This window comes from Dongia deserti (assembly GCF_003574735.1).
In the GTDB taxonomy this organism is placed as follows: Bacteria; Pseudomonadota; Alphaproteobacteria; order Dongiales; family Dongiaceae; genus Dongia_A; species Dongia_A deserti.
Genome location: NZ_QORW01000018.1, coordinates 67,881 through 88,346, shown reverse-complemented (window position 1 = coordinate 88,346; position 20,466 = coordinate 67,881). Strand labels below are relative to the sequence as shown.

The 20,466-nt window shown below is 63.1% G+C and carries 25 protein-coding genes; 15 read left to right on the top strand and 10 right to left on the bottom strand.

The annotated features are described in order from the left end of the window. Positions 1–250: 250 nt before the first annotated feature. Positions 251–2,113 carry an adenylyl-sulfate kinase gene (cysC, locus tag DTX69_RS23600; RefSeq protein WP_284736020.1) on the bottom strand — a complete coding sequence of 621 codons (1,863 nt, stop codon included), beginning with the start codon at positions 2,111–2,113 and terminating at the stop codon, positions 251–253. Between the two features lie 11 nt (positions 2,114–2,124). Next, on the bottom strand, positions 2,125–2,919 hold the full coding sequence (gene cysD, locus DTX69_RS23595; RefSeq protein ID WP_119304041.1) for a sulfate adenylyltransferase subunit CysD: 795 nt from the start codon (positions 2,917–2,919) through the stop codon (positions 2,125–2,127). A gap of 227 nt (positions 2,920–3,146) precedes the next feature. Here cysD and bufA2 point away from each other — a divergent pair, with 227 nt between their 5' ends. From bufA2 to DTX69_RS23565, 6 genes are all read left to right on the top strand, one after another. Next, entirely contained in the window at positions 3,147–3,413 is a 267-nt protein-coding gene (gene bufA2, locus DTX69_RS23590; protein WP_284736019.1) for a BufA2 family periplasmic bufferin-type metallophore, read from the top strand. Positions 3,414–3,498: 85 nt separating this feature from the next. Beyond that, a complete protein-coding gene (gene bufB, locus DTX69_RS23585) occupies positions 3,499–4,347 on the top strand; it encodes an MNIO family bufferin maturase (protein ID WP_119304040.1) in 849 nt (282 codons plus the stop codon). Further along, positions 4,347–5,144: an HvfC/BufC N-terminal domain-containing protein gene (locus DTX69_RS23580; RefSeq protein WP_119304039.1), complete on the top strand. Its 798-nt coding sequence runs from the start codon at positions 4,347–4,349 to the stop codon at positions 5,142–5,144. Before bufB (DTX69_RS23585) ends, DTX69_RS23580 begins: the two co-directional genes overlap by 1 nt. Positions 5,145–5,172: 28 nt before the next feature. Then, positions 5,173–6,510, top strand: a complete 1,338-nt coding sequence (locus DTX69_RS23575; protein ID WP_119304038.1) for a gluzincin family metallopeptidase — start codon at positions 5,173–5,175, stop codon at positions 6,508–6,510. Position 6,511: 1 nt separating this feature from the next. Continuing rightward, positions 6,512–7,375 (top strand): MNIO family bufferin maturase, encoded by an 864-nt coding sequence (gene bufB, locus DTX69_RS23570; protein ID WP_119304037.1) that lies wholly within the window; start codon positions 6,512–6,514, stop codon positions 7,373–7,375. Next, positions 7,372–8,136: an HvfC/BufC family peptide modification chaperone gene (locus DTX69_RS23565; RefSeq protein ID WP_162917502.1), complete on the top strand. Its 765-nt coding sequence runs from the start codon at positions 7,372–7,374 to the stop codon at positions 8,134–8,136. Before bufB (DTX69_RS23570) ends, DTX69_RS23565 begins: the two co-directional genes overlap by 4 nt. Here the strand turns inward: DTX69_RS23565 and DTX69_RS23560 are convergent. After that, positions 8,120–8,731: a sigma-70 family RNA polymerase sigma factor gene (locus tag DTX69_RS23560; protein WP_284736018.1), complete on the bottom strand. Its 612-nt coding sequence runs from the start codon at positions 8,729–8,731 to the stop codon at positions 8,120–8,122. The two genes, DTX69_RS23565 and DTX69_RS23560, sit on opposite strands and share 17 nt — an antisense overlap. Positions 8,732–8,762: 31 nt before the next feature. Continuing rightward, complete coding sequence (locus tag DTX69_RS23555; protein ID WP_119304035.1) at positions 8,763–9,062, bottom strand: NepR family anti-sigma factor; 300 nt, start codon at positions 9,060–9,062, stop codon at positions 8,763–8,765. A gap of 140 nt (positions 9,063–9,202) precedes the next feature. Between DTX69_RS23555 and DTX69_RS23550 the strand changes: the two genes are divergently transcribed. The 3 genes from DTX69_RS23550 to DTX69_RS23540 all read left to right on the top strand — a co-directional run bounded on the left by DTX69_RS23550 (position 9,203) and on the right by DTX69_RS23540 (position 12,278). After that, the gene (locus tag DTX69_RS23550; RefSeq protein WP_119304034.1) at positions 9,203–10,009 is read left to right on the top strand and encodes a response regulator; all 807 of its coding nucleotides are present in this window, start codon (positions 9,203–9,205) and stop codon (positions 10,007–10,009) included. Between the two features lie 86 nt (positions 10,010–10,095). Further along, complete coding sequence (locus tag DTX69_RS23545; protein WP_119304033.1) at positions 10,096–11,889, top strand: sensor histidine kinase; 1,794 nt, start codon at positions 10,096–10,098, stop codon at positions 11,887–11,889. Positions 11,890–12,095: 206 nt separating this feature from the next. Continuing rightward, the gene (locus DTX69_RS23540; protein ID WP_162917501.1) at positions 12,096–12,278 is read left to right on the top strand and encodes a DUF1328 domain-containing protein; all 183 of its coding nucleotides are present in this window, start codon (positions 12,096–12,098) and stop codon (positions 12,276–12,278) included. Positions 12,279–12,343: 65 nt separating this feature from the next. Here DTX69_RS23540 and DTX69_RS23535 read toward each other — a convergent pair whose 3' ends face one another. The 5 genes from DTX69_RS23535 to DTX69_RS23515 all read right to left on the bottom strand — a co-directional run bounded on the left by DTX69_RS23535 (position 12,344) and on the right by DTX69_RS23515 (position 14,641). Beyond that, a complete protein-coding gene (locus DTX69_RS23535) occupies positions 12,344–12,556 on the bottom strand; it encodes a CsbD family protein (protein ID WP_119304031.1) in 213 nt (70 codons plus the stop codon). Between the two features lie 87 nt (positions 12,557–12,643). Further along, positions 12,644–12,979: a hypothetical protein gene (locus DTX69_RS23530; protein ID WP_162917500.1), complete on the bottom strand. Its 336-nt coding sequence runs from the start codon at positions 12,977–12,979 to the stop codon at positions 12,644–12,646. After that, positions 12,933–13,400 (bottom strand): phage holin family protein, encoded by a 468-nt coding sequence (locus DTX69_RS23525; RefSeq protein WP_119304029.1) that lies wholly within the window; start codon positions 13,398–13,400, stop codon positions 12,933–12,935. Before DTX69_RS23525 ends, DTX69_RS23530 begins: the two co-directional genes overlap by 47 nt. Continuing rightward, a complete protein-coding gene (locus DTX69_RS23520; protein WP_162917499.1) occupies positions 13,397–13,723 on the bottom strand; it encodes a DUF883 family protein in 327 nt (108 codons plus the stop codon). Before DTX69_RS23520 ends, DTX69_RS23525 begins: the two co-directional genes overlap by 4 nt. A gap of 87 nt (positions 13,724–13,810) precedes the next feature. Next, a complete protein-coding gene (locus DTX69_RS23515) occupies positions 13,811–14,641 on the bottom strand; it encodes a PRC-barrel domain-containing protein (protein WP_119304027.1) in 831 nt (276 codons plus the stop codon). 148 nt (positions 14,642–14,789) lie between these two features. Here DTX69_RS23515 and DTX69_RS23510 point away from each other — a divergent pair, with 148 nt between their 5' ends. The 3 genes from DTX69_RS23510 to DTX69_RS23500 all read left to right on the top strand — a co-directional run bounded on the left by DTX69_RS23510 (position 14,790) and on the right by DTX69_RS23500 (position 16,226). After that, positions 14,790–15,113 carry a hypothetical protein gene (locus DTX69_RS23510; RefSeq protein WP_119304026.1) on the top strand — a complete coding sequence of 108 codons (324 nt, stop codon included), beginning with the start codon at positions 14,790–14,792 and terminating at the stop codon, positions 15,111–15,113. A gap of 477 nt (positions 15,114–15,590) precedes the next feature. Next, positions 15,591–16,058, top strand: coding sequence for a low affinity iron permease family protein (locus DTX69_RS23505; RefSeq protein WP_119304025.1), 468 nt, complete (start codon positions 15,591–15,593; stop codon positions 16,056–16,058). 12 nt (positions 16,059–16,070) lie between these two features. Continuing rightward, positions 16,071–16,226 carry a DUF3309 family protein gene (locus DTX69_RS23500; protein WP_119304024.1) on the top strand — a complete coding sequence of 52 codons (156 nt, stop codon included), beginning with the start codon at positions 16,071–16,073 and terminating at the stop codon, positions 16,224–16,226. A 7-nt stretch (positions 16,227–16,233) separates the two neighbouring features. On the opposite strand, the gene DTX69_RS23495 is transcribed toward DTX69_RS23500, so the two are convergent. Continuing rightward, complete coding sequence (locus tag DTX69_RS23495) at positions 16,234–16,836, bottom strand: sigma-70 family RNA polymerase sigma factor (RefSeq protein WP_284736017.1); 603 nt, start codon at positions 16,834–16,836, stop codon at positions 16,234–16,236. 259 nt (positions 16,837–17,095) lie between these two features. Between DTX69_RS23495 and DTX69_RS23490 the strand changes: the two genes are divergently transcribed. The 3 genes from DTX69_RS23490 to DTX69_RS23485 are packed head-to-tail and all read left to right on the top strand — an operon-like array spanning position 17,096 to position 20,406. Beyond that, positions 17,096–17,923, top strand: a complete 828-nt coding sequence (locus DTX69_RS23490; RefSeq protein WP_119304023.1) for a UTP--glucose-1-phosphate uridylyltransferase — start codon at positions 17,096–17,098, stop codon at positions 17,921–17,923. Continuing rightward, positions 17,920–18,069: a hypothetical protein gene (locus DTX69_RS30375; protein WP_162917498.1), complete on the top strand. Its 150-nt coding sequence runs from the start codon at positions 17,920–17,922 to the stop codon at positions 18,067–18,069. The genes DTX69_RS23490 and DTX69_RS30375 overlap by 4 nt, the downstream gene beginning before the upstream one ends. 33 nt (positions 18,070–18,102) lie before the next feature. Continuing rightward, complete coding sequence (locus tag DTX69_RS23485; protein WP_119304022.1) at positions 18,103–20,406, top strand: AAA family ATPase; 2,304 nt, start codon at positions 18,103–18,105, stop codon at positions 20,404–20,406. Positions 20,407–20,466 lie beyond the last annotated feature (60 nt).

The following is a 20,466-nucleotide window of genomic DNA, read 5'->3' as shown; positions in this document are numbered from 1 at the left end:
GGACAAAAAGCACCATGGCTCCTTGGGGCCCACAAACCCAGGGAGCGGCAAGCAACACACCGGCAATCTATGCTCTTAGCCACCCAAACGCCGCGAACTTACGGCTGTATTAGCCATGCCGCGGCCGCGTTGTTTAAAGACAACTTAAAGCAGGGGAAATCGGCGGCGCAAGCTTAAAACGCCACCACGATATTGTGTGACTTTACAGCATCTTGAGTCGCAGTTTCAGCACAGCGGTGAATCGCCGAAATCACGAGTGTTTCCTGAAGGTCTTGTCGACATACTCGAGCACCGCAGCAACACTCTCCTCGATCGTGAGCTTGTCCGTGTCGATGGTAAGCTCGGGTGATTCCGGCGTTTCGTAGGGTGCGGTCACGCCGGTGAACTCCGCGATCTCGCCACTACGCGCGCGCCGATACAGGCCCTTCGGATCGCGCTTCTCGCAGGTTTCGAGGCTCGCCTTGATGTAGATCTCGTGGAAACCGTCCTTGGCGGCCGCGCGGGCACGCCGCCGGTCGGAACGGTAGGGCGAGATGAAGGCGGTGACCACGATCTGGCCTGAATCCGCGAATAGGGCCGCCACCTCGCCTACCCGGCGGATGTTCTCGGCGCGATCCTCCGGCGAGAAGGACAAGTTGGAATTGAGGCCACGACGCACGTTGTCACCGTCCAGCACATACGTCTGGAAGCCACGGCGGAACAACTCCTGCTCCACCGCCATGGCGATGGTCGACTTGCCCGCGCCGGACAGACCGGTGAACCACAGCACGCCGCCCTTGTGTCCGTTGCGCGACACGCGCTGCGTGTTGGTGATGCGATGCGCGACCGCGGTGATGTTGGTCGACCTGATCGTGACCAGCTTCCGCTGGTCGGGATAGTCGCGCATGCTGATGGTGCCTCCGGCGACGATATTCGCGCCGTCGCTGAGCACGAAACGGCCGGTGCGCTGATTTTTCTCGGCATCGTCCAGGGCCAGCAGGGCGTAGGACCGCAGCACGACATCGGCGATCTCGTTCCGCTCCACCCGCTCCGCCGGCCGCTGTGCCAGCGCATCCGGATCGTAGATCGCCTCGATCCGTTCGACCGTCACCTGCACGTCCCTGGTCTGCATCCTGAGGCGATAGGTCTCGCCCTCCGTCATCGGCTTCCTGCTGAGCCAGAACAGGCGGCCGTGAAACACGTTGGTTTCGATCGGCGCGTCCTCCTCGTGACTGGCGATCTCGCCGCGTTCGATGAAGAGCTGCTCGTCCGTGGTAATGCCGATTGACTGACCAGGCCCCGCTTCGTCCGGCGGCGCGGCGTTCCACGCCTCGATGGTCTTGACCCGCGCGACCTTGTTGGAGGGCGAGAACATCAGCCGGTCGCCGACCTTGATCCGCCCGCTCACGATGCGCCCGCTGAGGATGCGCCGGTCATCGAACTTGTAGACGTCCTGGATCGGGAAGCGCAGCGGCAACGCCTTGAGATCGCCCTGGCTCTGGAACGAATCCAGGGCCGAGATCAGCGTTCCATCCTGGAACCAGCTCATGCGCTCTGAGCGGTGGACCAGATTGTCGCCGTCGCGCGCCACGGCCGGAATGACAAAATTCGGCACGATGCCGATCTCGTCCAGATAGCGGACATATTCGGCCTTGATCGCCTCGAAGGTCCTTTCGGAATAGTCGATCAGATCCATCTTGTTGACGATCACGATGATCTGCCGGATGCCGAGCAGATTGAGCAGGAATGCATGGGTGCGCGATTGCTGCTGCACGCCCTGGCTGGCGTCGATCAGCATGATGGCGGCTTCGGCGCTTGAAGCGCCGGTAATCATGTTCTTGATGAATTCGCGATGGCCGGGCGCGTCGATGATGGTGTAGTCGCGCTTCGGCGTCTTGAACCAGATCTGCGCGGTATCGATGGTGATACCCTGGTCGCGCTCCGACTGGAAGGCATCCATCAAGAACGCCCATTCGAACGGCATGCCACGCCGCTCGCACATCGCCTTGATCTGCTCCAGCTTGCCTTCGGGCAGCGAGCCGGTGTCGTGGAACAGACGGCCAACCATGGTGGACTTGCCGTGATCGACGTGGCCGACGATCACGACTCGCATCAGATCGCGTTCATTGCTCATTGCTGGAACACTCACATATAGCCGGCGGCGCGTAACCGCTCGAAGGCATCCTCGGTCTCACGGTCCATGGCGCGGCCAGCACGCTCTGGCGCCCGCGTCTGCTCCAACTCGATGATGATTTCTTCGATCGTGTTGGCCGTGCTGTCGATCGGGAAAGTGATGTCCTGATCGCCGAGCGAACGGTAGCGCTTGCCGTTCTTGGCGAAATAGAGGTCGACCATCGGGATATTCTCGCGTGCGATGTAGCGCCAGATGTCCATTTCGGTCCAATGCAGCAGCGGATGGACGCGCAGATGCGTGCCCGGCGGCAGGTCGGTGTTGAAGTAGTCCCAGAATTCCGGCGGCTGATCGCGGAAATCCCACTGCCCGCTCTCGCCGCGCGGGCTGAACACGCGCTCCTTGGAGCGAACCGCTTCCTCGTCGCGACGGATGCCAGCGATGATGCCGTTGAAAGCATAGCGCTCGATCGCCATCCTGAGGCCCAGTGTCTTGCGCGCTGCCGACCGTGCAGCCGGCGGCAAAGTGGGATCCACCTCTTCCACGGGCGGGCATTTGTCGGCGATCAGGTTGAGCTTCCATTCTTTCGCGTAACGGTCGCGAAAGGCGTACATCTCCGGGAATTTCTTCTCGGTATCGATGTGCATCACTGGAAAGGGCACGTGGCCGAAGAACGCCTTCTTGGCGAGCCAGACCATGACATTGCTGTCCTTGCCCAAGGACCAGAGCATGGCCAGCTTATCGATACGGTTGAAAGCTTCACGTAGGATGTAGACGCTTTGCGCCTCCAACCGGTCCAGATGATTCATGGCGTCTCGCAGCTCCAAGCTGTGAAAAGTGGAGCCCCGTGGGGCAGTCCTGCTGTCTAATTTGCGAGGCTACCTACATACCGACCGTCCTTCGCAGGTGCAACAGGCGCGCCATGACCTTTCTATAACCTTTTCTCACACAAAGGTGATTTATCCCCCATGAAGTGAACCGCTACCGTTCCCGGCAGCTGCGAGAGACCAAAACCTGAGACCCAGGAGGAAGTTCCATGACTTCGATGAGAAAGATCACAGGCGCGACCCTCGCCGCCACCGCCGCAGCCATGTTGATGGGTGGCGCAGTCAGCCTGACCAGCGCGCCGGCCAGTGCCGATAGTGTCCATTGTGCAGGGATCAATGCATGCAAGGGTCAGAGCGCCTGCAAGTCCGCCAGCAATTCCTGCAAGGGCCAGAATGCCTGCAAGGGCCAGGGCTGGGTCGAGCAATCCAGCGCGGAAGCCTGCACGGCGGCCGGCGGCACCGTGATCAACGGCTAACCGAGTTCTGCTAAGATCGACGGGCGCCGGTCGCATATCGGCCGGCGCCTGTTCCTTTCTTCACTCTGTCCTCAGGCGTCGCAGCATGGCAGAGCGCGCGGTCACGGATCTCGGTTTCGGCCTCGGCCTCCGGTCTCAGCATTACCCGGCAATCCTGGAAGGAACGCCGGATGTGGACTGGTTCGAGATCATCTCCGAGAACTACATGGTGGATGGCGGGCGCCCGCTCGCCAAGCTGATGGCAATCCGCGAGCGCTATCCGATGGTGATGCATGGAGTCTCGCTGTCGATCGGATCCACCGATCCGCTCAACATGGATTATCTCGCGCGGCTGAAGGCGCTCGCCGCGCGGGTGGAGCCAGCCATCGTTTCCGACCATCTATGCTGGACCGGCGTCGCCGGCCTCAACATGCACGATCTGCTGCCGCTGCCGCTGACCGAGGAAGCGCTGGCGCATGTCGCCGCGCGCGTCGATCAGGTGCAATCGTTCCTGGGACGTGAGCTCGCGCTGGAGAATGCCTCGACCTATGTGACCTTCGCGCAGGATGCGATCCCGGAATGGGAGTTTCTGGCGGAGATCGCGCGTCGCACCGGCTGCCGGCTATTGCTCGACGTGAACAACATCTATGTCAGCGCCTTCAATCACGATTTCCGCGCCATCGACTATATCGACGCGATTCCGCGCGAGGCGGTGGCCTACATCCATCTCGCGGGGCACGAGAACAACAAGACCTACATCATCGATACGCATGACCATCCGGTGGTCGGCGACGTATGGCAGCTCTATGCCCATGCCATCCAACGGCTGGGGCCGGTCGCAACCATGATCGAGCGCGATGACAAGATTCCGCCGCTCGAAGAGCTGGTTCAGGAGTTGGCGCATGCCCGCAAGGTCGCGGCCGCTGCACTCAAGAAGCAGGCACAGGTGGCGTGATGGATCTGCTGCGCACCGAGCACGCGTTCCAGGACGGCTTGATCGGCCGCTCGCAGGACGTTCTGCGCGTGGTGCGCGGCAATGCGCGCGAGAGCGCCGAGACCATGTTCGGCGTCTATCGCAAAGCCTATTGGGCCCGGCTGGTCGAAGCGCTCGGCAACGATTTCCCCGCGCTGAACGCGCTGATGGGCGACGAAGCGTTCGACCGCATGGCGCGCGCCTACATCGCCAGGAATCCATCTCAGCATCCCTCGATCCGCTGGGCCGGCCGAAGACTCGCTGAATTCCTGGCCGGCGAGGCGCCGTACCGCGATGATCCATGGTTTGGCGACATGGCGCGCTTCGATTGGGCGCTCGCTTTCGCCTTCGATGCGCCGGACGCGCCGGCGGCGGCGCTTGCAGATCTGGCCGGCATGCCGCCCGAGTTCTGGGGCACCATTCGGCTCCAGTTTCATCCGACGCTCGACCATTTCGGCGTCTCGACTCCGGTCGACGAAGCGCGGTTGCGCTTGCTGGAGAACGCGGACGTCACGCTCGATCGTCAGGCGCGCTGCGACCGTGCAATCATGGTCTGGCGCATTGCTTACGACCTGAAGTTCCGCGCGATCGACCTGCTGGAACACGCCGCGCTGCAGGCCATGCAGAATGGCGCCACCTTCGGCGACATGTGCGAGCTGGTGGCGCAGCAGGTCAGCCCAGATGCAGCGCCGCTGCGCGCCGCGCAGATCCTGCAAGGGTGGCTGGAATGTGGCATCGTGGCAACGGTTGGACATGAGGGGCTGGGCTCTGCGGCATAGCATCATTGCAACGGCGTGCGCGGCGCTTATGGCCGCCACGGCGGTGCCTGCGCGTGCGGATGATCTTACCTGCGACTATGACGTCACGCTCGTCGATCCCGGCGCCGTCAAGCTCGACATTTCCGTTGCCTGCGATCCCGCGGTGAAGGTCACCCAATTCACCGCGCTCGGCAATCGCGATCACTGGTGGACCGATCCCGAGGGCTATCGCGACGGCAACGGCCGCTTCACCTACGATCTTGGCGCCTTCGCGAAGAGCGAAGACAATATGGGCTCGGCCATGGTGTTCGGCGACGCCGCGCTGGTGACGCCGGGCTTCCTGCTGGCCTTGCCCGAGACGGAGCACGCGGTCATGCTGCGTTTCCGCCTCAAGTTCCCTGCGGGTGGCGCCGTTCTCACCGCGCTCCAGCCGGACAAGGATGGCTACTACCGGGTCCCGTTGCTGCGCCTCAACGAAGCCGGGCCGCTGATTCTCGGCAACGTCACGGCCGAAGAGATCGTGGGTGATCCGGAGTTGACGCTCGCGATTCAGCCCGACGGCTCGCTGATCGCGCGGGAACAACTGATCGCTTGGGTCTCGGCCGTGGCGGAGGGCAATCGCCGGTTCTGGGCACGCTCTCCCGCGCGGAAAGGTCTAATCATCCTCGTTCCCACTCCGCGCGGCGGCGTTCCGTTCGGGCGCGTGCTGTCGCTTGGCGGCGCCGTCGTGACGGTTTTGGTCGGCCGCCGGGCGACGCCTCAGGATCTCTACGACGACTGGGTGCTGGTGCACGAGATGCTTCATCTTGGCTCGCCCCTGATGCGAGACACCGGCGCCTGGCTCAACGAAGGCATTGCGACCTTCTACGAACCCGTGCTGCGCGCCCGCGCAGGATGGAAATCCGAGGACGACGTCTGGCACGAATGGATTTCCCAGATGCCGCGCGGCATCCCGGCTGTGACCGGCGCCGGATTGGCGAATGCCGGGCGCGGCGGAATCTACTGGGGCGGAGCCTTGTTCGTGCTGATGGCGGAGATCGAATCCTTGCAGGCGAGCGGCGGCAAGATCGGGTTCAGCGATTGCCTGCGCGCCGTCCTGGCCGAAGGTGGCGATGTGACAGTCAAATGGCCGACCATGAAACTGCTCGACCGTTGTGATGCCTTGCTGGGCGGAAACGTCATCGCCGCGCTCGCCAAGCAGCATATCGAGCGGGGCTCTGCGATGGACCTGGACCAGCTCTGGCGCCGCCTCGGTGTTTCCGTGGCGGACGGCGCCATCCGCTACGATGATGCGGCCGAACTGGCTTGGCTGCGGCCCCTCATCATCTGGGGCGGCACGGCCCGTCCTGCTCCCATCTCCGCCAGCGGCTTTCTCCCGGACGGATGAAATGGATAACGCTGCTTTGCCATCCTGCTCACATCTGCCGGTCGCAAGCGGCATCGGCCTGCGCGCAGCACATCACGAGCACGTCGCGACCGAACGACCGGAGATCGCCTGGCTCGAGGTTCACACCGAGAATTTCCTGGGCGGCGGCGCGGCACCGGCCTTGCTGGACACTGTACGCGAGCGTTACGCAATTAGCCTGCATGGCGTCGGCCTGTCGCTGGGCTCGGCGGAGGGTCTGGACGAGAATCATCTGTCACGCGTCGCGGCTCTGGTCCGGCGCATAGACCCGGCCGCGGTGTCGGACCACGTTTCATGGAGCGTGACACGCGGCGTCTATTTCAACGACCTGCTACCGATTCCGTACGATGAGGAGACGCTCGGCATCATCGCGCGTAATGTCATGCGCTTTCAGGACGCGATCGGCCGGCCGGTGATGGTGGAGAACCCCTCGACCTATCTGCGGCACGCGCAATCCGATCGCGCCGAGTCGCAGTTCCTCAGGGAACTCTGCCAGCGCAGCGGCTGCGGCCTGCTGCTCGACGTCAACAATGTCTTCGTCTCGTCGGAGAACCACGGTGACGACGCGCACGCCTATCTCGCTGCGGTCGCGCATCTGCCGATCGGCGAGATCCATCTCTCCGGACATCATCTGCGTCAGATCGGCAACCGCGCGATCCGCATCGATGATCACGGCTCTGCGGTTTCGGACCAGGTCTGGTCCCTTTACGAGCACGCACTCGCTCTGATCGGGCCGCGCCCCACCCTCATCGAGTGGGACAGCGCTCTGCCGCCGCTGGAAACCCTGCTGGCGGAGGCAAAGAAGGCGCAAAGACGCCTCGATCATGCGAAAGGGAGCGTCGCGTGAGGCTCGCGGACCTGCAGGGCGCCTATCGCCATTATCTGCTGACCGGTGATAGTGCGCAGCTCGCGCCGGCCATCGTCGCCGATGCGTTCGACGGCGCGGAGCGCCTCGGCATCTATCGCAACAATTTCCTGGTCGGTCTCAGCGAGGCGCTGAAAGCCAACTTCCCGGTCACGCTGCACCTGCTCGGACGCGATTTCTTCGAGCAAGCTGCTCGGCGTTTCGTGCTCGCGCGTCCGCCGCGGCGGCCATGCTTGTTCGAATATGGCGCGGAGTTTCCGGGCTATCTGAGCGACCTGCCGGAGCTGGGTGCGCTGCCCTATGTCTCGGAGGTGGCGCGCTTCGAGTTCGCGCGCATAGCCTCGTACAACGCAGCCGTCGAACGGTATGTCTCACCAGACACGCTTGCGAACTTGCCGCCGGATCAGTTGGAGGCGCTTCCGATCCGCCGGGCGCAGCATGCACAGGTCGTTCCGGTGAAGGCGCCGGTGGCGGAGCTCTGGAAGGCGCACCAGGTGCCCGATCCGGATCTCTCCGTCATCGACATGACGGCGCGGCCCCAGGTCCTGCTGGTCTGCCGGCCGGATCGAGCGCTGGTGGTGCGGGAGTTGGATGCGCCCGCTGCGCAGTTCCTGGCGGCAGTTCAGGACGAAACGCAGCTCGGCGCCGCGGCGGCGCAGTGCGGTGCCGAGGATGACATGGCGCTTGGCCGCATCATTGCACTGGTTCTGGAACTGCGATTGCTGGTCAGCGCACGCGCTTGAATGCCTTGGCGGGAATGACCGGTTCCAAAGCTTCTGCCAAGCCGCTGCCGCCGCTGATCGGCGCGATGTCGGAGCGGACGGTTGCCAGCGTCCCTTCGTCGAGCATGCGTTTGAGATCGGCCCGTGCGCGCGACACGCGGCTCTTGATGGTGCCGACACGGCAGTCGCACACGGCGGCCGCTTCTTCGTAGCTCAGGCCGCTCGCCCCCACCAGGATCAGCACCTCGCGCTGATCCGGGTTGAGCTGCCAGAAGGCGCGGCGGAAATCGCAGAACTCCAGGCTCGATTCTTGCGAAGCACCGATCGAGGGCTCGTTCACCGTGAGGTCGTCGAGTGAGGAGAACCTGGAATGCCGCTTGCGTCCCTCGTTGTAGAACAGGTTGCGCAGGATGGTGAAAATCCACGCCTTGAAATTGGTGCCCGGGGTGAATTGCTGCGATGCGCTGATCGCCCGCACGATCGTGTCGTTGACAAGGTCATCGGCCTGGTCGCGATTGCGTGTCAAAGACCGCGCGAAAGCGCGCAAGTGCGGCAGCACATCGAGCAATGCCGACTGCAGCTCGGCCGACATACGATCGAACGCCGGTTCCTCCATGCCTCTTCTTCCCAATTGATTGACCGCGTTCTCAGGAGCCCGGTTGCTTTGGTTTCTTCAACTTGGCGATCAGTTGCAGCATTTCAACGGGAACGGGTTCGGATGCTACGTCGGCATAGAGCCGCCCAAGCTGGGCATCGAACCAGCGGTCAAGCACGGCCGGCGCGCGGCGGCCCTTTTTCGCGCGTGTTTGGGAACTCTGGGATGTTATCACTTCGCTTTTCACGCCCTTGTCTTTATCGTCTTTACTCACTGACCTCACCCCCGACGCGTAGTGCGCCGCCCCGAAATCACTGTTGTCGCTGGGGGATTTTTTAGACGCGGTAGCCATTTTCCTGCAAATCCCCGATGTGGTAGGAATATGGAGCTATGCCCGAGCCGCACATTTTTATCTCCTGACGGGAACCCCGACGTTACGGTTGGGGTTCCTTTGGTCATAAAAAAAATCAACGGGTGGCAAGAGAGGGACTTATGCCAGACGTATCCGAAAAAATCGTAGAAAACCTGCGCTATCTGCGGCGCTACGCCAGGGCGCTTTTGGGCTCGCAGCAGACCGGGGATACCTACGTGCGCATCTGTCTCGAGGACCTGCTCCAAGAGCCGGATCGCATATCCGCCACGGGCGATGTTCGCCTGCAATTGTTCCGCCTGTTCCATGACGTCTGGTCCCGCACGGGGGTCCACGACGAAGACGAAGGTGAGAGCGAACCCAACGACCTGTCGGTCGAGGCGCGTCTGCAGGCCCTGCCCGTCTCCGAACGCCAGATCCTACTGTTAACAACGCTCGAAGGCTTTTCGGTCCAGGACGCTTCGCAAATTCTCGGCATCCCGCACGAGGCAGGTGCCGATCTGCTCGCATCCGCATGGTCCTCGGTGAACGAGCAGATGGCGACCTCGATCCTGGTGATCGAGGACGAGCCGGTGATCGCCCTCGACATCGTGGGGCTGGTGCGGGACATGGGGCATTCCGTGGTTGGGATCGCCTCCAGCCAAGTCGAAGCCGTGCGCCTGGCGCAGAAGAGCCAGCCGGGCCTGGTCCTGGCCGATATCGACCTCGGTCCGGGTGGCTCGGGCCTCACGGCGGTCAAGGAGATCCTCGATTCCATGAGGGTGCCGGTGATCTTCGTCACCGCCTATCCGGAGCGCCTGCTCACCGGCGAGCGGCCGGAGCCGACCTACCTCGTCACCAAACCGTTCGAGCCGGACACGCTGAAGGTTACGATCTCCCAGGCCCTGTCCTTTTTCGGTCAGCCTAGACAGAGCAGACAGGCGGTCTAGCCTGTCGGCCGTCTGGGTCGGGGTGCGCGAGTCGATGTCGTGCGCCCCGAAGATCCCGGGCGGGTGATGAGGGAGACCTGTTGTCTATGTTCGGTCAGCTCCTGCAGCCACTGCGCCACCGGCTGATCCTGCTGTTCGCGATCGTTCTCGTCGTTCCCAGCACCTTCGGCATCATCGCCGCCATCGATCGCTATCGCGATCAGGTCCGCCAGGCGCATGAATCGACCGTGCGCTTCGCGACGCTAGCGTCGAACTACGAGACCAACCTGCTCTGGCAGTCCAACCGCATCATCCAGAACCTGGCGCATCAGCCCCCGGTGGTGGCGGCAGTTGCCGGCGCGCCGGGAGTCGGCGCGGAATGCGCGCAGCTGCTGGAAACGGCAATCCGCCCCTACCCCGCCTACGCCATCACCGTGCTGCGCAATGCCAAGGGCGATGCGGTCTGCCAGTCCGACCCAGCCGCACACGCTCCCAATGTCATGACCGCGGACTGGTTCAGGTCCGTGATGGAAACCCGCCGCGAGGCCGTCAGCGGATACTTCTACGCTGCCCGGATGCAGGAGGGCGTCATCATCTATGCGGCGCCGGTGATGAACGACCGAAACGAAGTGACCGGCGTCCTCTCGCTGGCCATTCGCCTGGAGTGGCTGTCGGCGATCGGGCAGGAACCCGGTTTGCCACCCGACGCCATGGTCTATCTGCTCGACCGCGCGGGCCAGGTTCTGGTCGGGCCGAAGGCGCAGGGGGTGGATACGCAAGCCGGTCTGCCGGATGCAGAGATCATTCAGGAAGTCGTCGGTGGCTACGTGCGGACCTTCGATTCCGTGGGACAGGACGGAATTCGGCGCAACTACGCCGTCAACGTCATCGGTGACAAGGAGCTGTTCGTCTTGCTCGGTCAGCCGACGGCCCGGTTGATCGAGCCGCTGTGGACTACGCTTCTCCTCCAGATCGGCGTGCTCGCGTTCGTCTCGGTGGCGGCAATGGCCGCAGCCCTCATCGGCACGCGCTTCCTGGTCACCAAATGGATCAATCGCCTGACCGAGGCCGCAGGGTCCATGAGCGTCGGCGACCTCTCGGTCAAACGCGAATTCGAGGGCGCGCCGGCTGAGTTTCGCGAGCTGGCGGACACGTTGCGCGAGATGGCGATCCGGCTCGATGAACGCGAAGCCGATCTGCGTCAGTCGCTGGCGCAGAAGCAGATGATGCTGCGCGAGATCCACCATCGCGTGAAGAACAACCTGCAGACGGTGACCAGCCTCCTCAATCTCTACGCCCGCATCCCGCGCGGCGAGGCCGTCAAGCAGGCCTTCACCGATGTGCAGATGCGGATCAACGCGCTCGCCCTGGTGCATCGGCATCTCTACGAGAGCCAGGACATGCAGGAGGTGGATCTGCATCCCTTCATGACGAACCTGTGCAGCCTGCTACAGGATGGCTCGGGGGTCCCGCCGCGGCGTGTGCGGCTCAACGTCGATATTCCGCATCTCCAGGTGACGGGCGACCGCGCTGTCCCGCTCGCGCTGCTGACGACGGAGATCCTCACCAATTCCTTCAAGCACGCTTTTCCCAATCAGCGCTCCGGCAACATCATCGTCCGGATCTCGCGCGAAGAGAACGGCATGGCGAAGCTGATCATCGCCGATGACGGCATCGGCCAGTCGGAGCGCAAGGTGGACGGCGAGATGCCTGGCAGCATGGGCCAGACTCTGATCGAGGCCTTCACCCGCCAGCTGGGCGGCGAGATCACGACGTCCGGCCCGCCAGGCACAACCAGCACACTGAGCTTCCGCCTCGGTCCCGCCCGCCCCGATACCGCCAACGACCGCCAGCAGGCCGCAAGCGCCGACACCGCCGCCCGCTCGCCCGAGCCGGTTTAGCCCAGGCGCCTCCGGAACAAACCGCCCCTGTTTCGGGTTTTGTCGGCAATCCAGTGTCGCGCCGGGATGGCGTGGCGGGACTTTGGTGAAGGGTAAGCCATGCGGTACGCGTTGCTATGGCTGTTGGGCGTGCCAATTCCGATCCTGATCGTCATCTGGCTGCTGTTCAACTGATTCACTGGTTCGGTCTCCGAGGAGAGGTCGCCATGCGGTGGGTCGTTCTGTTTCTGATCACCACGGTCAGTTCCGGCGCGCTCGGCTTCGGTGCCTCTTCGCCGATCGCCAGCAGTATCGGACAGCTCCTGTTCGGCATCTCCTTGATCATGCTGCTGGTGGCGCTCATCGTGTGCGCGATGCAGAAAGGCGGCCCGGCCCGCACCATCTTCTGACGCGCCTTCCGCAAAAAGAAACGGCCCGCAATGCGGGCCGTATTCGTTCTTGCTTCACTTAGTGCCTATGGCCAGAGATCCTCGTTACGACGCCGGAACTCCTTGATTTGGCGTTCCGCCTCGTCTCGCTGAACGCCGTAACGCTCCTGCACGCGACCGGCGAGCTGATCCATATTACCTTCAACGATCGTAAGATCGTCATCAGTCAACTTACCCCACTGCTCCTTCACTTTACCTTTCAACTGCTTCCAGTTGCCCTGCATTTGGTCCTTGTTCATGGTTGCTCCTGTCATGTAGCGACTGCTGACGAGCGGCAACGTCGTTGCCGCCTCCTTTGCGTAAACAGATGAAAGCTCACGCCGTTGCTATCTGCGCGCTGCGCGCAACAAGCGCGCCGTCTGCCAGATCGCAAGGCCAGTGCGCGCAAAGCGAAGCACGGGACGGGTCCGCTTGAACAAACCGCCGGCCAACAGCACGCTCAGCGGCAGCCAATATCGGCGGATCAGCGTGGCACCGACCATCACGAAGCGGGCGATGCGATCGCTGGCAATCAGCAAGTCCTGCGTCGCATCGCGCATTTCGGCGCGCTCAAGCGCGGCCCGCGCAATCAGCATCTCCCGGCGGCGCCTGAGTTCGACTGCGCCGGCTCGCGCGCTAGCCACGCGCACGCCCGCGCGGACGATCGAAGTCGATGTCTTCATCTTCCGTCTCGAACTCGCCTCCCAGCTCGTCGCTGTCCCTTTCGAGCTCACGAAGCGTGCTCGCAAACAATGCCGAGCCCGCCTTGGTCTTTTGCCGAAGCACCAGCAGCGTTGCACCAGCCGCCAGCAGATAGAAGATGAATAGCGCGCCGATCGCGAGCAACCTGTTCTCGTCCCAGAATACGACGACCACCAAGAGCGAGAGCATCAACAGCGCCATGGCGGCGAAGATCAGTGCCAGCGCCGTCAGCACCAGCATCAGCCAGATGCGATTCCTTTCCTCCAAGAGCTCGACGGCCAGCAGGCCGAGCCGCGTACGCACCATGCCGACCAGAATGGCGAGCATGCGCCGGCCGGAGCGAACGATGCCATCGGTGGCGTGCACGGACATCGAGTGATGCTCGCCTGCGCGCAGGCTCATTTCCGTCCGATCAGCAATCCGACCAGCAATCCGACCCCGGCCCCGATCCCGATCGCGGTCCACGGATTCTCGTGCACATACTCATCGGAATCGGACGCGAGCTTGCGCGCCTTGGCAACGGTACTCTTCTCCATGTGCCCGAGCCGTGCTTTCGCGCGCTTGAGGCTGGCTTCGGCTTGCCCTCTGAGCTCGGTCAATCTCTCGCTTCCATCCTCCTTGGCCGCCGTAAAGACCTCCTCCATGGCCTCAACCAGATTGCCGAACTCATCCACTAGGTCGTCATAGGCCCGCTCCGTGTGGCTGAATTTGCTGCGCCTCGACATCATTGCCTCCTCTTCCAAGCCGGTAAATCCAAAACGAAAACAGGCGGGCTGGGACCCGCCTGTTCCCTGCAACTCGTGGCAGGTCGGTTATCTGCTTGAACTTTCGTACGCCGGCATTTGTTCCAGCTTCTCGCGGTTCAGGTTGACCACGGCCCGGTCGCTACCGTCCTGACTGGTTAAGGTCACATCCTTCCAGTCCAGCAACACCGGATGGGTGCCCAACCCGAGGAATCCGCCCACGTCGACCACGACTCCTTCGATCTGGCCGCTCTTGTCGATCACGACTTCACCGATGTCACCGACCTTCTTGTCTTCTGCGCTCTGGACGTCGAGGCCGATCAGCTTGCTGGCATTCAGTGTGCCGTCAGGATTCATCACGGCCGTATCTTCGGCGCCGGTATCTGCGGTGCCGGTATCTGCTGTGCCGGTATCCGCTGTCGTCGTTTCGCCACCGACCGGCCGCGGCGCCGCGCCAGCCGCGGTGTAAGGCTCGCCGGCTTCGGTCATCACCTGACCGCGCAGATTTTCGTCCTTGTATTCATAGTTCGCGGCGGTCTCAGCGGTCTCCTTGGTCATGGACGTGGTGATCTTGCCGTCCTCAGCCATCTGAAGATCCGACCAGTTCACAGAGATCAGCTTCTCGCCCTCCAGCCAGCCGCTCACGTCGAGGACCACAGATTTCACCTCGCCACTCTCGTCGACCATCACGCTCTCGATATCCCCAACCTTTTCGCCGTTCGCATCCTGCACCTCTTTGCCTATGAGGTTGCCTGCGTCGACTTGGCCAGTCTCTGTTTGGCCCTCCGCTATTTGCACCGACGGTGCGTTGCTCGGAATGGCATCGTCGGCAAATGCGAGGACTGGCGCAGCACCTAGCATCGCTGTAACCGCGCCGCTCAGAAGCAATGCTCTCTTCATCTCATGCTCTCCACAATTGAGTGACAACTTCAGTGCTCGTAAACAGGCCGGAGACGCGCCGGTTGCCGCAAGTTTCGGAACCTCACGAGTCCGTGCGTGTTGACCATTAGGTGTGCACGATTCCTCGAGCTACGGAGACGAGGGAATCATGGATCAGCAAGCGTTTGACGCGCTCATGACGGACGTAGCGAGTCACTTCAAGAGCCTTGCGGCTCTGCTCGCGAAAGAGGACCTGACGCGCGAGCAGAAACTCGCGCTGTTGCGGCAATGGGAATACGACCTGCACTTGATGCAGGTGGCGACCGAAGAGAACATGACCAGCGACGCAGCGCCCGGAAACAATGCGGAGAAGATCCGCGAAGTGCGCGCCGCTGCCGAGAAGCTGGGCGCTGAAATGAGTGATGAAGGTTCCGGCCCCGCCAAGGCGGGCTCGGTCACCCCACCCCAGGGAAAGACGAGAGCCCAGCGCTGACCGGCTGATCTGGTGTGGGCGGCTCCGGCTGGCCCGGCCCGGGAATAGGCGGCGGAACTGGGTCACCTGGCGGATTGACCGGGGGATCGCTCGGCTGCGGTCGCGCCGGTGGGATCGGCGGAGGCATTGGTGGCTCGGGCGGCACTGGGTTGCCCAAAATCCATTCTAGCATCTACTGCGCTCCACCGCGGCATCCTCGCGGGACGTTCGGCCGCGGGGCGAGGAGTTCTCCCTCGGTGGCGCTGGCGTTCTTGTCGCGGCCGCGGAGGATGTGCGCTCCCTCGCCGGCCGATTCTCGAACAAGCCCCAATAATCCGAACGGTCCCTATCCATTTTCGCGGCCCTCTGCATGCGTTTCATGCTTCCAAAACAACCGGGACGTCTCGGCGTTGCTGGACGCCTCCCCGCTCCCGCAGGAACCAGGGTCATGCCTCGGCGTTGTGCCATCCAGCAACATAGGCAGTGCAAAAGTTGCGCATGAGCTTCTTCGATCGAGCCGCTGCCCACATTGCCCGACTGGTCGGGCATCCATTTAGCTTCGCCCTGGCCTGTCTGATCGTCATCGTATGGGCCGGGCTCGGTCCGATCGCTGGCTATTCGGATACCTGGCAGCTCATCATCAACACCTCCACCACGATCGTGACTTTCTTGATGGTGTTCCTGATCCAGAACACCCAGAACCGCGATAACCATGCTTTGCATCTCAAGATCGACGAGCTGCTCCGCGCGCTTGATGCCGCGGATACCCGGCTCGTCGACCTGGAGGAGCGTAGCGAGCAGGAGCTGCAGCAGCTGCACGATCGCTACAGAGAACTCGCCAACGGAGCCGCTGTGGAGAAGGAAAAGCGCGATGAATCAAGGCCCAAGCGCCAGGCCGGCAGTGACGCTGGGGAGCGCCGCAGGAACCAAGGTCCACGCCGGCGCGTTCAAGAGCCAAAAGCCTAGGAGGAGACAACTATGCTTGGAACTATCCTGCTGATCATTCTCATTCTGCTTCTGATCGGTGCCGTTCCGACGTGGCCTTACAGCCGGTCCTGGGGCTATGCACCGAGCGGCCTCCTCACGATCCTTGTGGTCATCGCGGTTGTGGCGCTATTGACCGGCTATATCTAGCAGCGGTTCATCCGCGCGTTCCCGTTCGCTTCGGCGCATCGCTCACGGAGCGACCGCTGCGCGGACGGGATTTGACGCCTTTCAGGCGCGCCATTCCTTCTTCGCCCAGATCGTCGTTCTTGCCTTTGCTCTCCAGCTCGATGAGCTGCTTGAGATGCTCGCGTGCACGACACAGGCGCGAGCGCACCGTGCCAACCGGTACCTCGAGCTGCCGCGCGACCTCGTTGTAGTCCATCTGCTCGACGCAGATGAACCAGATGATCTGGCGATGCTGCCAGCTCAACGCTTCGAACGCGCGTTGCACGTCGCGCATCTGATGGCGCGCTTCCTGCCCGCCCTCGATTGGCGTGGAGCGCTCGATGACGCCGTCTTGCGTCAGCAGCGGCCTGCGCTTCTTCGTCTCATTGACGAAGATGTTGTGCAGGATCGTCATCAGCCACGACCGGATATTCGTTCCCGGCTGAAACTTGTCGATGTTGTCGATCGCGCGTACTAAGCATTCTTGCACCAGATCGTCCGCCTTCTCCGGATCTCTGGCGAGGAACATCGCGTAGCGTCGCAGCCGCGGGATCTCCTGCTCGATGAGTTCGCTCAACTCCTCATTCAGCATCGCGACCGTACTCCCATGGCCAATATGTGGCCGGACAAGCGGCACCGCTGTCGCGGGCTCGAAAAACCAAGTCTCGCAAGGCGCTATGGTTCCGGCCGTGCGCACACCTTTTCGCAGCTGGATAGAAGGAACAAAAGCAAGCGCGGACTGTTTCGGTTAATAGCGTAAACGGCTGCGGCTGTTTGCGTCCCCAATTTTTGAGTTCAGACCGACACGCTTCAGCCCGCACAAATTCCAGCCGCAACAGGGAGAGTTTTCCATGGCGACACGCATTCGAACCGCCGTCATTCCGGCCGGTGGTCTCGGAACACGCCTGCTGCCGTTGACGCGGGCGGTTCCCAAGGAACTGCTGCCGGTTTGGAAACGCCCGGTGCTCGACTACGCAATGGAGGAAGCCGCGTTCGCGGGGATCGAGCGCGTGATCATCATCACGGCGCCAGGCAAGGAAGCTTTGCAGACCTATTTCGCGGACCATTCCAACGGCGCCGAAGGCATCTCCATCGAATTCGTCCTGCAGGAGAAGGCGCTGGGATTGGGTGATGCCGTGCGCCGCGGCGCCCCAGCCGGTGAGCCGATCGCGGTCCTGCTGCCGGATGAATTGCTGATCGGCGAGAATTGCCTCGCCCAGCTCCTTGACTGCCGGGCACGGGATGGCGGCTCGGCGATTGCAGTCAAGCGGGTCGCCCGGTCTGAGGTGAGCCGCTACGGCATCGTCGATATCGACGGCGGACCGGGCAGCACTTGGCGCGTGCGTAGCGTGATCGAGAAGCCGCAACCCGCGATCGCCCCGTCCGATCTCGCTGTCATCGGCCGCTATGTGTTGGACGAGGAGGTGCTGGAGCGGCTGCAGGATGCGCGCCCGACGCTGAACGGCGAGATACAGTTGACGGATTCGATTGCCGCCACCTGCCGGTCTGCAGGCGTCAGCGCCGTTCGATATGACGGCCGCCGCTTCGACTGCGGCAACTTCGCCGGCCTGCTTGAGGCGAACATCGCCGTCTCGCAGATGGAACAGCTCGGCCCAGCTGCCGAACGCCCTGGCGCGCAACCAAGGACGGTTTCAGCCAAAGAAGCATCTGCTGCGTGAACAAGGATGACGATCACGTCAGGTTGACGACCAAGGAGGCCCGCTCGGGCGAGACCAGTGGCCATGTGCGGACCATCTTGATTGCCGGTCTCGCCATTGCCATCATCGCCATGGTCGTCCTGCTTGCCATGTGGAGCCAGGGCTAGCTCGCGCTCACTGGCTCGCCCAAGAGGGAGCCCATGCTTGCATTGCGCGCGGCAGATGTCGGAATTCCGCGCCACGATTGGAAAGCCGTCGACGAGGACACCTTTGCCCTGAGCAGCCACGCGCGGGCGCGCGAGGCCCTGGACTTCGCGCTCTCCATCGGCGCTCCCGGCTTCAACGTCTATGTCCTGGGCGACGATCGTACTGGCCGGATGACGGCAACGGTCGCCTATCTCAACGCCATCTGCACGCCTGAGCGGTCAAGACGCAAGGACTGGATCTACCTGCAGAACTTCCGCGACCCGCGCCAGCCGCTAACCTTCGGACTCGCGGTCGGCGATGGCGCGCGCTTCTCCGAGGCGTTGCGGCGCTATATGAGCCGCATCCGGTCCATGCTCGTCGCGGCGCTGGAGAGCGAGGCGCATCGCGAGCGGATCAAGGCGATCTATCGCATCGCCGATGAGCAGATCAACGAGAAGCAGGCTGCCCTCGCCCGCGCTGCGGAAGAGGTCGGATTCACGCTTGAGGAGAGCTCCGAAGGCGTACGCCTGCGCCCGACCGTCGCGGAAACGGCCGACCGAGAGCGCAACCGCTACCGGCTCTCCAGCGCGCTCGACCAGCTGGAACGCGAGGCCGGCCAGCTGCGTGCGAGTGCGGAGGCGCAGGCCCTGGCGCTGGATCGCCAGACCCTGGCCGGCCTGATCGAAGCGGAGGTCGCGGAGTTCGCCGCCACGTTTGCCGACTATCCCGCGCTGTCGGAGTGGATCGACGATCTGACCGAGGAGATGCTGCGCGACGTGCGCCATCTCGGCCGGCCTGCACCGGACGGCGATCGGCTGCCCGCCAAATATTGCACCAACCTGATCGTCGATCACGCGCGCACCGACGAATGCGTGGTGCTGGAGCCCAATCCGACCTACGAGAACCTGTTCGGCTATATCGAATATCGCCGGGTCGACGGTACGTCGGAGACCGATCTGATGCTGATCCGGCCCGGCGCATTGCATCGCGCCAATGGTGCCGTGCTGGTGCTGCGCGCTGAGCCGCTCGCCAAGGACGAAACCGTCTGGACCTATCTGAAGGCGGCTTTGCGCGACCGCGCCATACGGATCGAAGAACCGCATCGCAGCGGCGGCATGCTGCTGAGCGGAACACCGCGCCCGCAGGCGATCCCGCTCGACGCTAAGATCGTGATCGTCGGCACGCCCGACAGTTACTACAACTTCTTCAGTAACGATCCGGACTTCAAAACCTATTTCAAGGTGAAGGCCGACATCGATCCGGACATGCCGGCGACGCCGGAAAACCGCAACATACTGGGCAGCCTGATCGATCGCATGGCGGCGCGGCAGGGGATCCTCTGCACGCCGGAGGCAGTATCGCTGCTGCTCGGCCTGTCCTCGCGCCTTGCGACGCGACGTGATGCCCTATCCTCGCGCTTTGAGCTGATCGAGGATCTGCTGCACGAATCCGGCGGGCACGTGAAGGCCGGCGAACGGCTGAAGCCGGAGGCGGTGCTGACCGCCTGGCGCGCGCGCTATCGACGCGAAGCGCGAGCGGAAGAACGCTTTCACCTCAGCATGCAGCGGCGCCATGTCGCGATCGCCACCAGCGGCGCCGCGGTTGGCCAGGTGAACGCTCTGACCATCCGCGAACTTGGCGACAGCCATTTCGGACGGCCCAGTCGCATCACGGCGCGTGCTTCCGTCGGCCATCGCGGCCTCATCAACATCGAGCGCATGGCCGAGCTCGGCGGCCGCACCCAGCAGAAGGGCGCGCTGGTGGTCGAAGGCTATTTGCGCGGCACTTTCGCGCGCAGGCATCCAATCTCGTTCGACTGCTCCATCACGTTCGAGCAGAGCTACGGCAGCATCGAGGGCGACAGTGCTTCCGTCAGCGAGCTCGTCGCGATCATCTCGGCGCTGTCCGGCCTGCCCGTGCGCCAGGAGCTGGCGGTCACCGGCTCCTTCAATCAGCTCGGCGAGGTGCAGGCGGTGGGCGACGTGATCGAAAAGGCCGAAGGGTTTTTCCGCGTGACAGCGAAGGAGCGCGCCGACGGCGTGCGGCACGGCGTGGTTATTCCACTGGCCAATACGGGCGACCTGGTGGTGGAGGACGACGTGGCTGCCGCCGTGGCCGACGGCACCTTCTCCATCTGGGCGGTCGATCGGGTGGAGGAAGCGGTGGAACTGTTCCTAGGGGTCCCGGCCACCGACGCTTATGATCGCGCAGCCAATACCCTCAAGGCGTTCGATGATCTCATTAAGGATCGCCTGGCGCCGGACCCCTGGCACGGCCGGACGCAGACCGCCCTTGTCGAGCCGGGCGATCCCGACTGACGGCTTATTTTATCGATCAGGCTTGCAACAGAAGGGCGGCTCGCCTGTTTCCTATTCCGA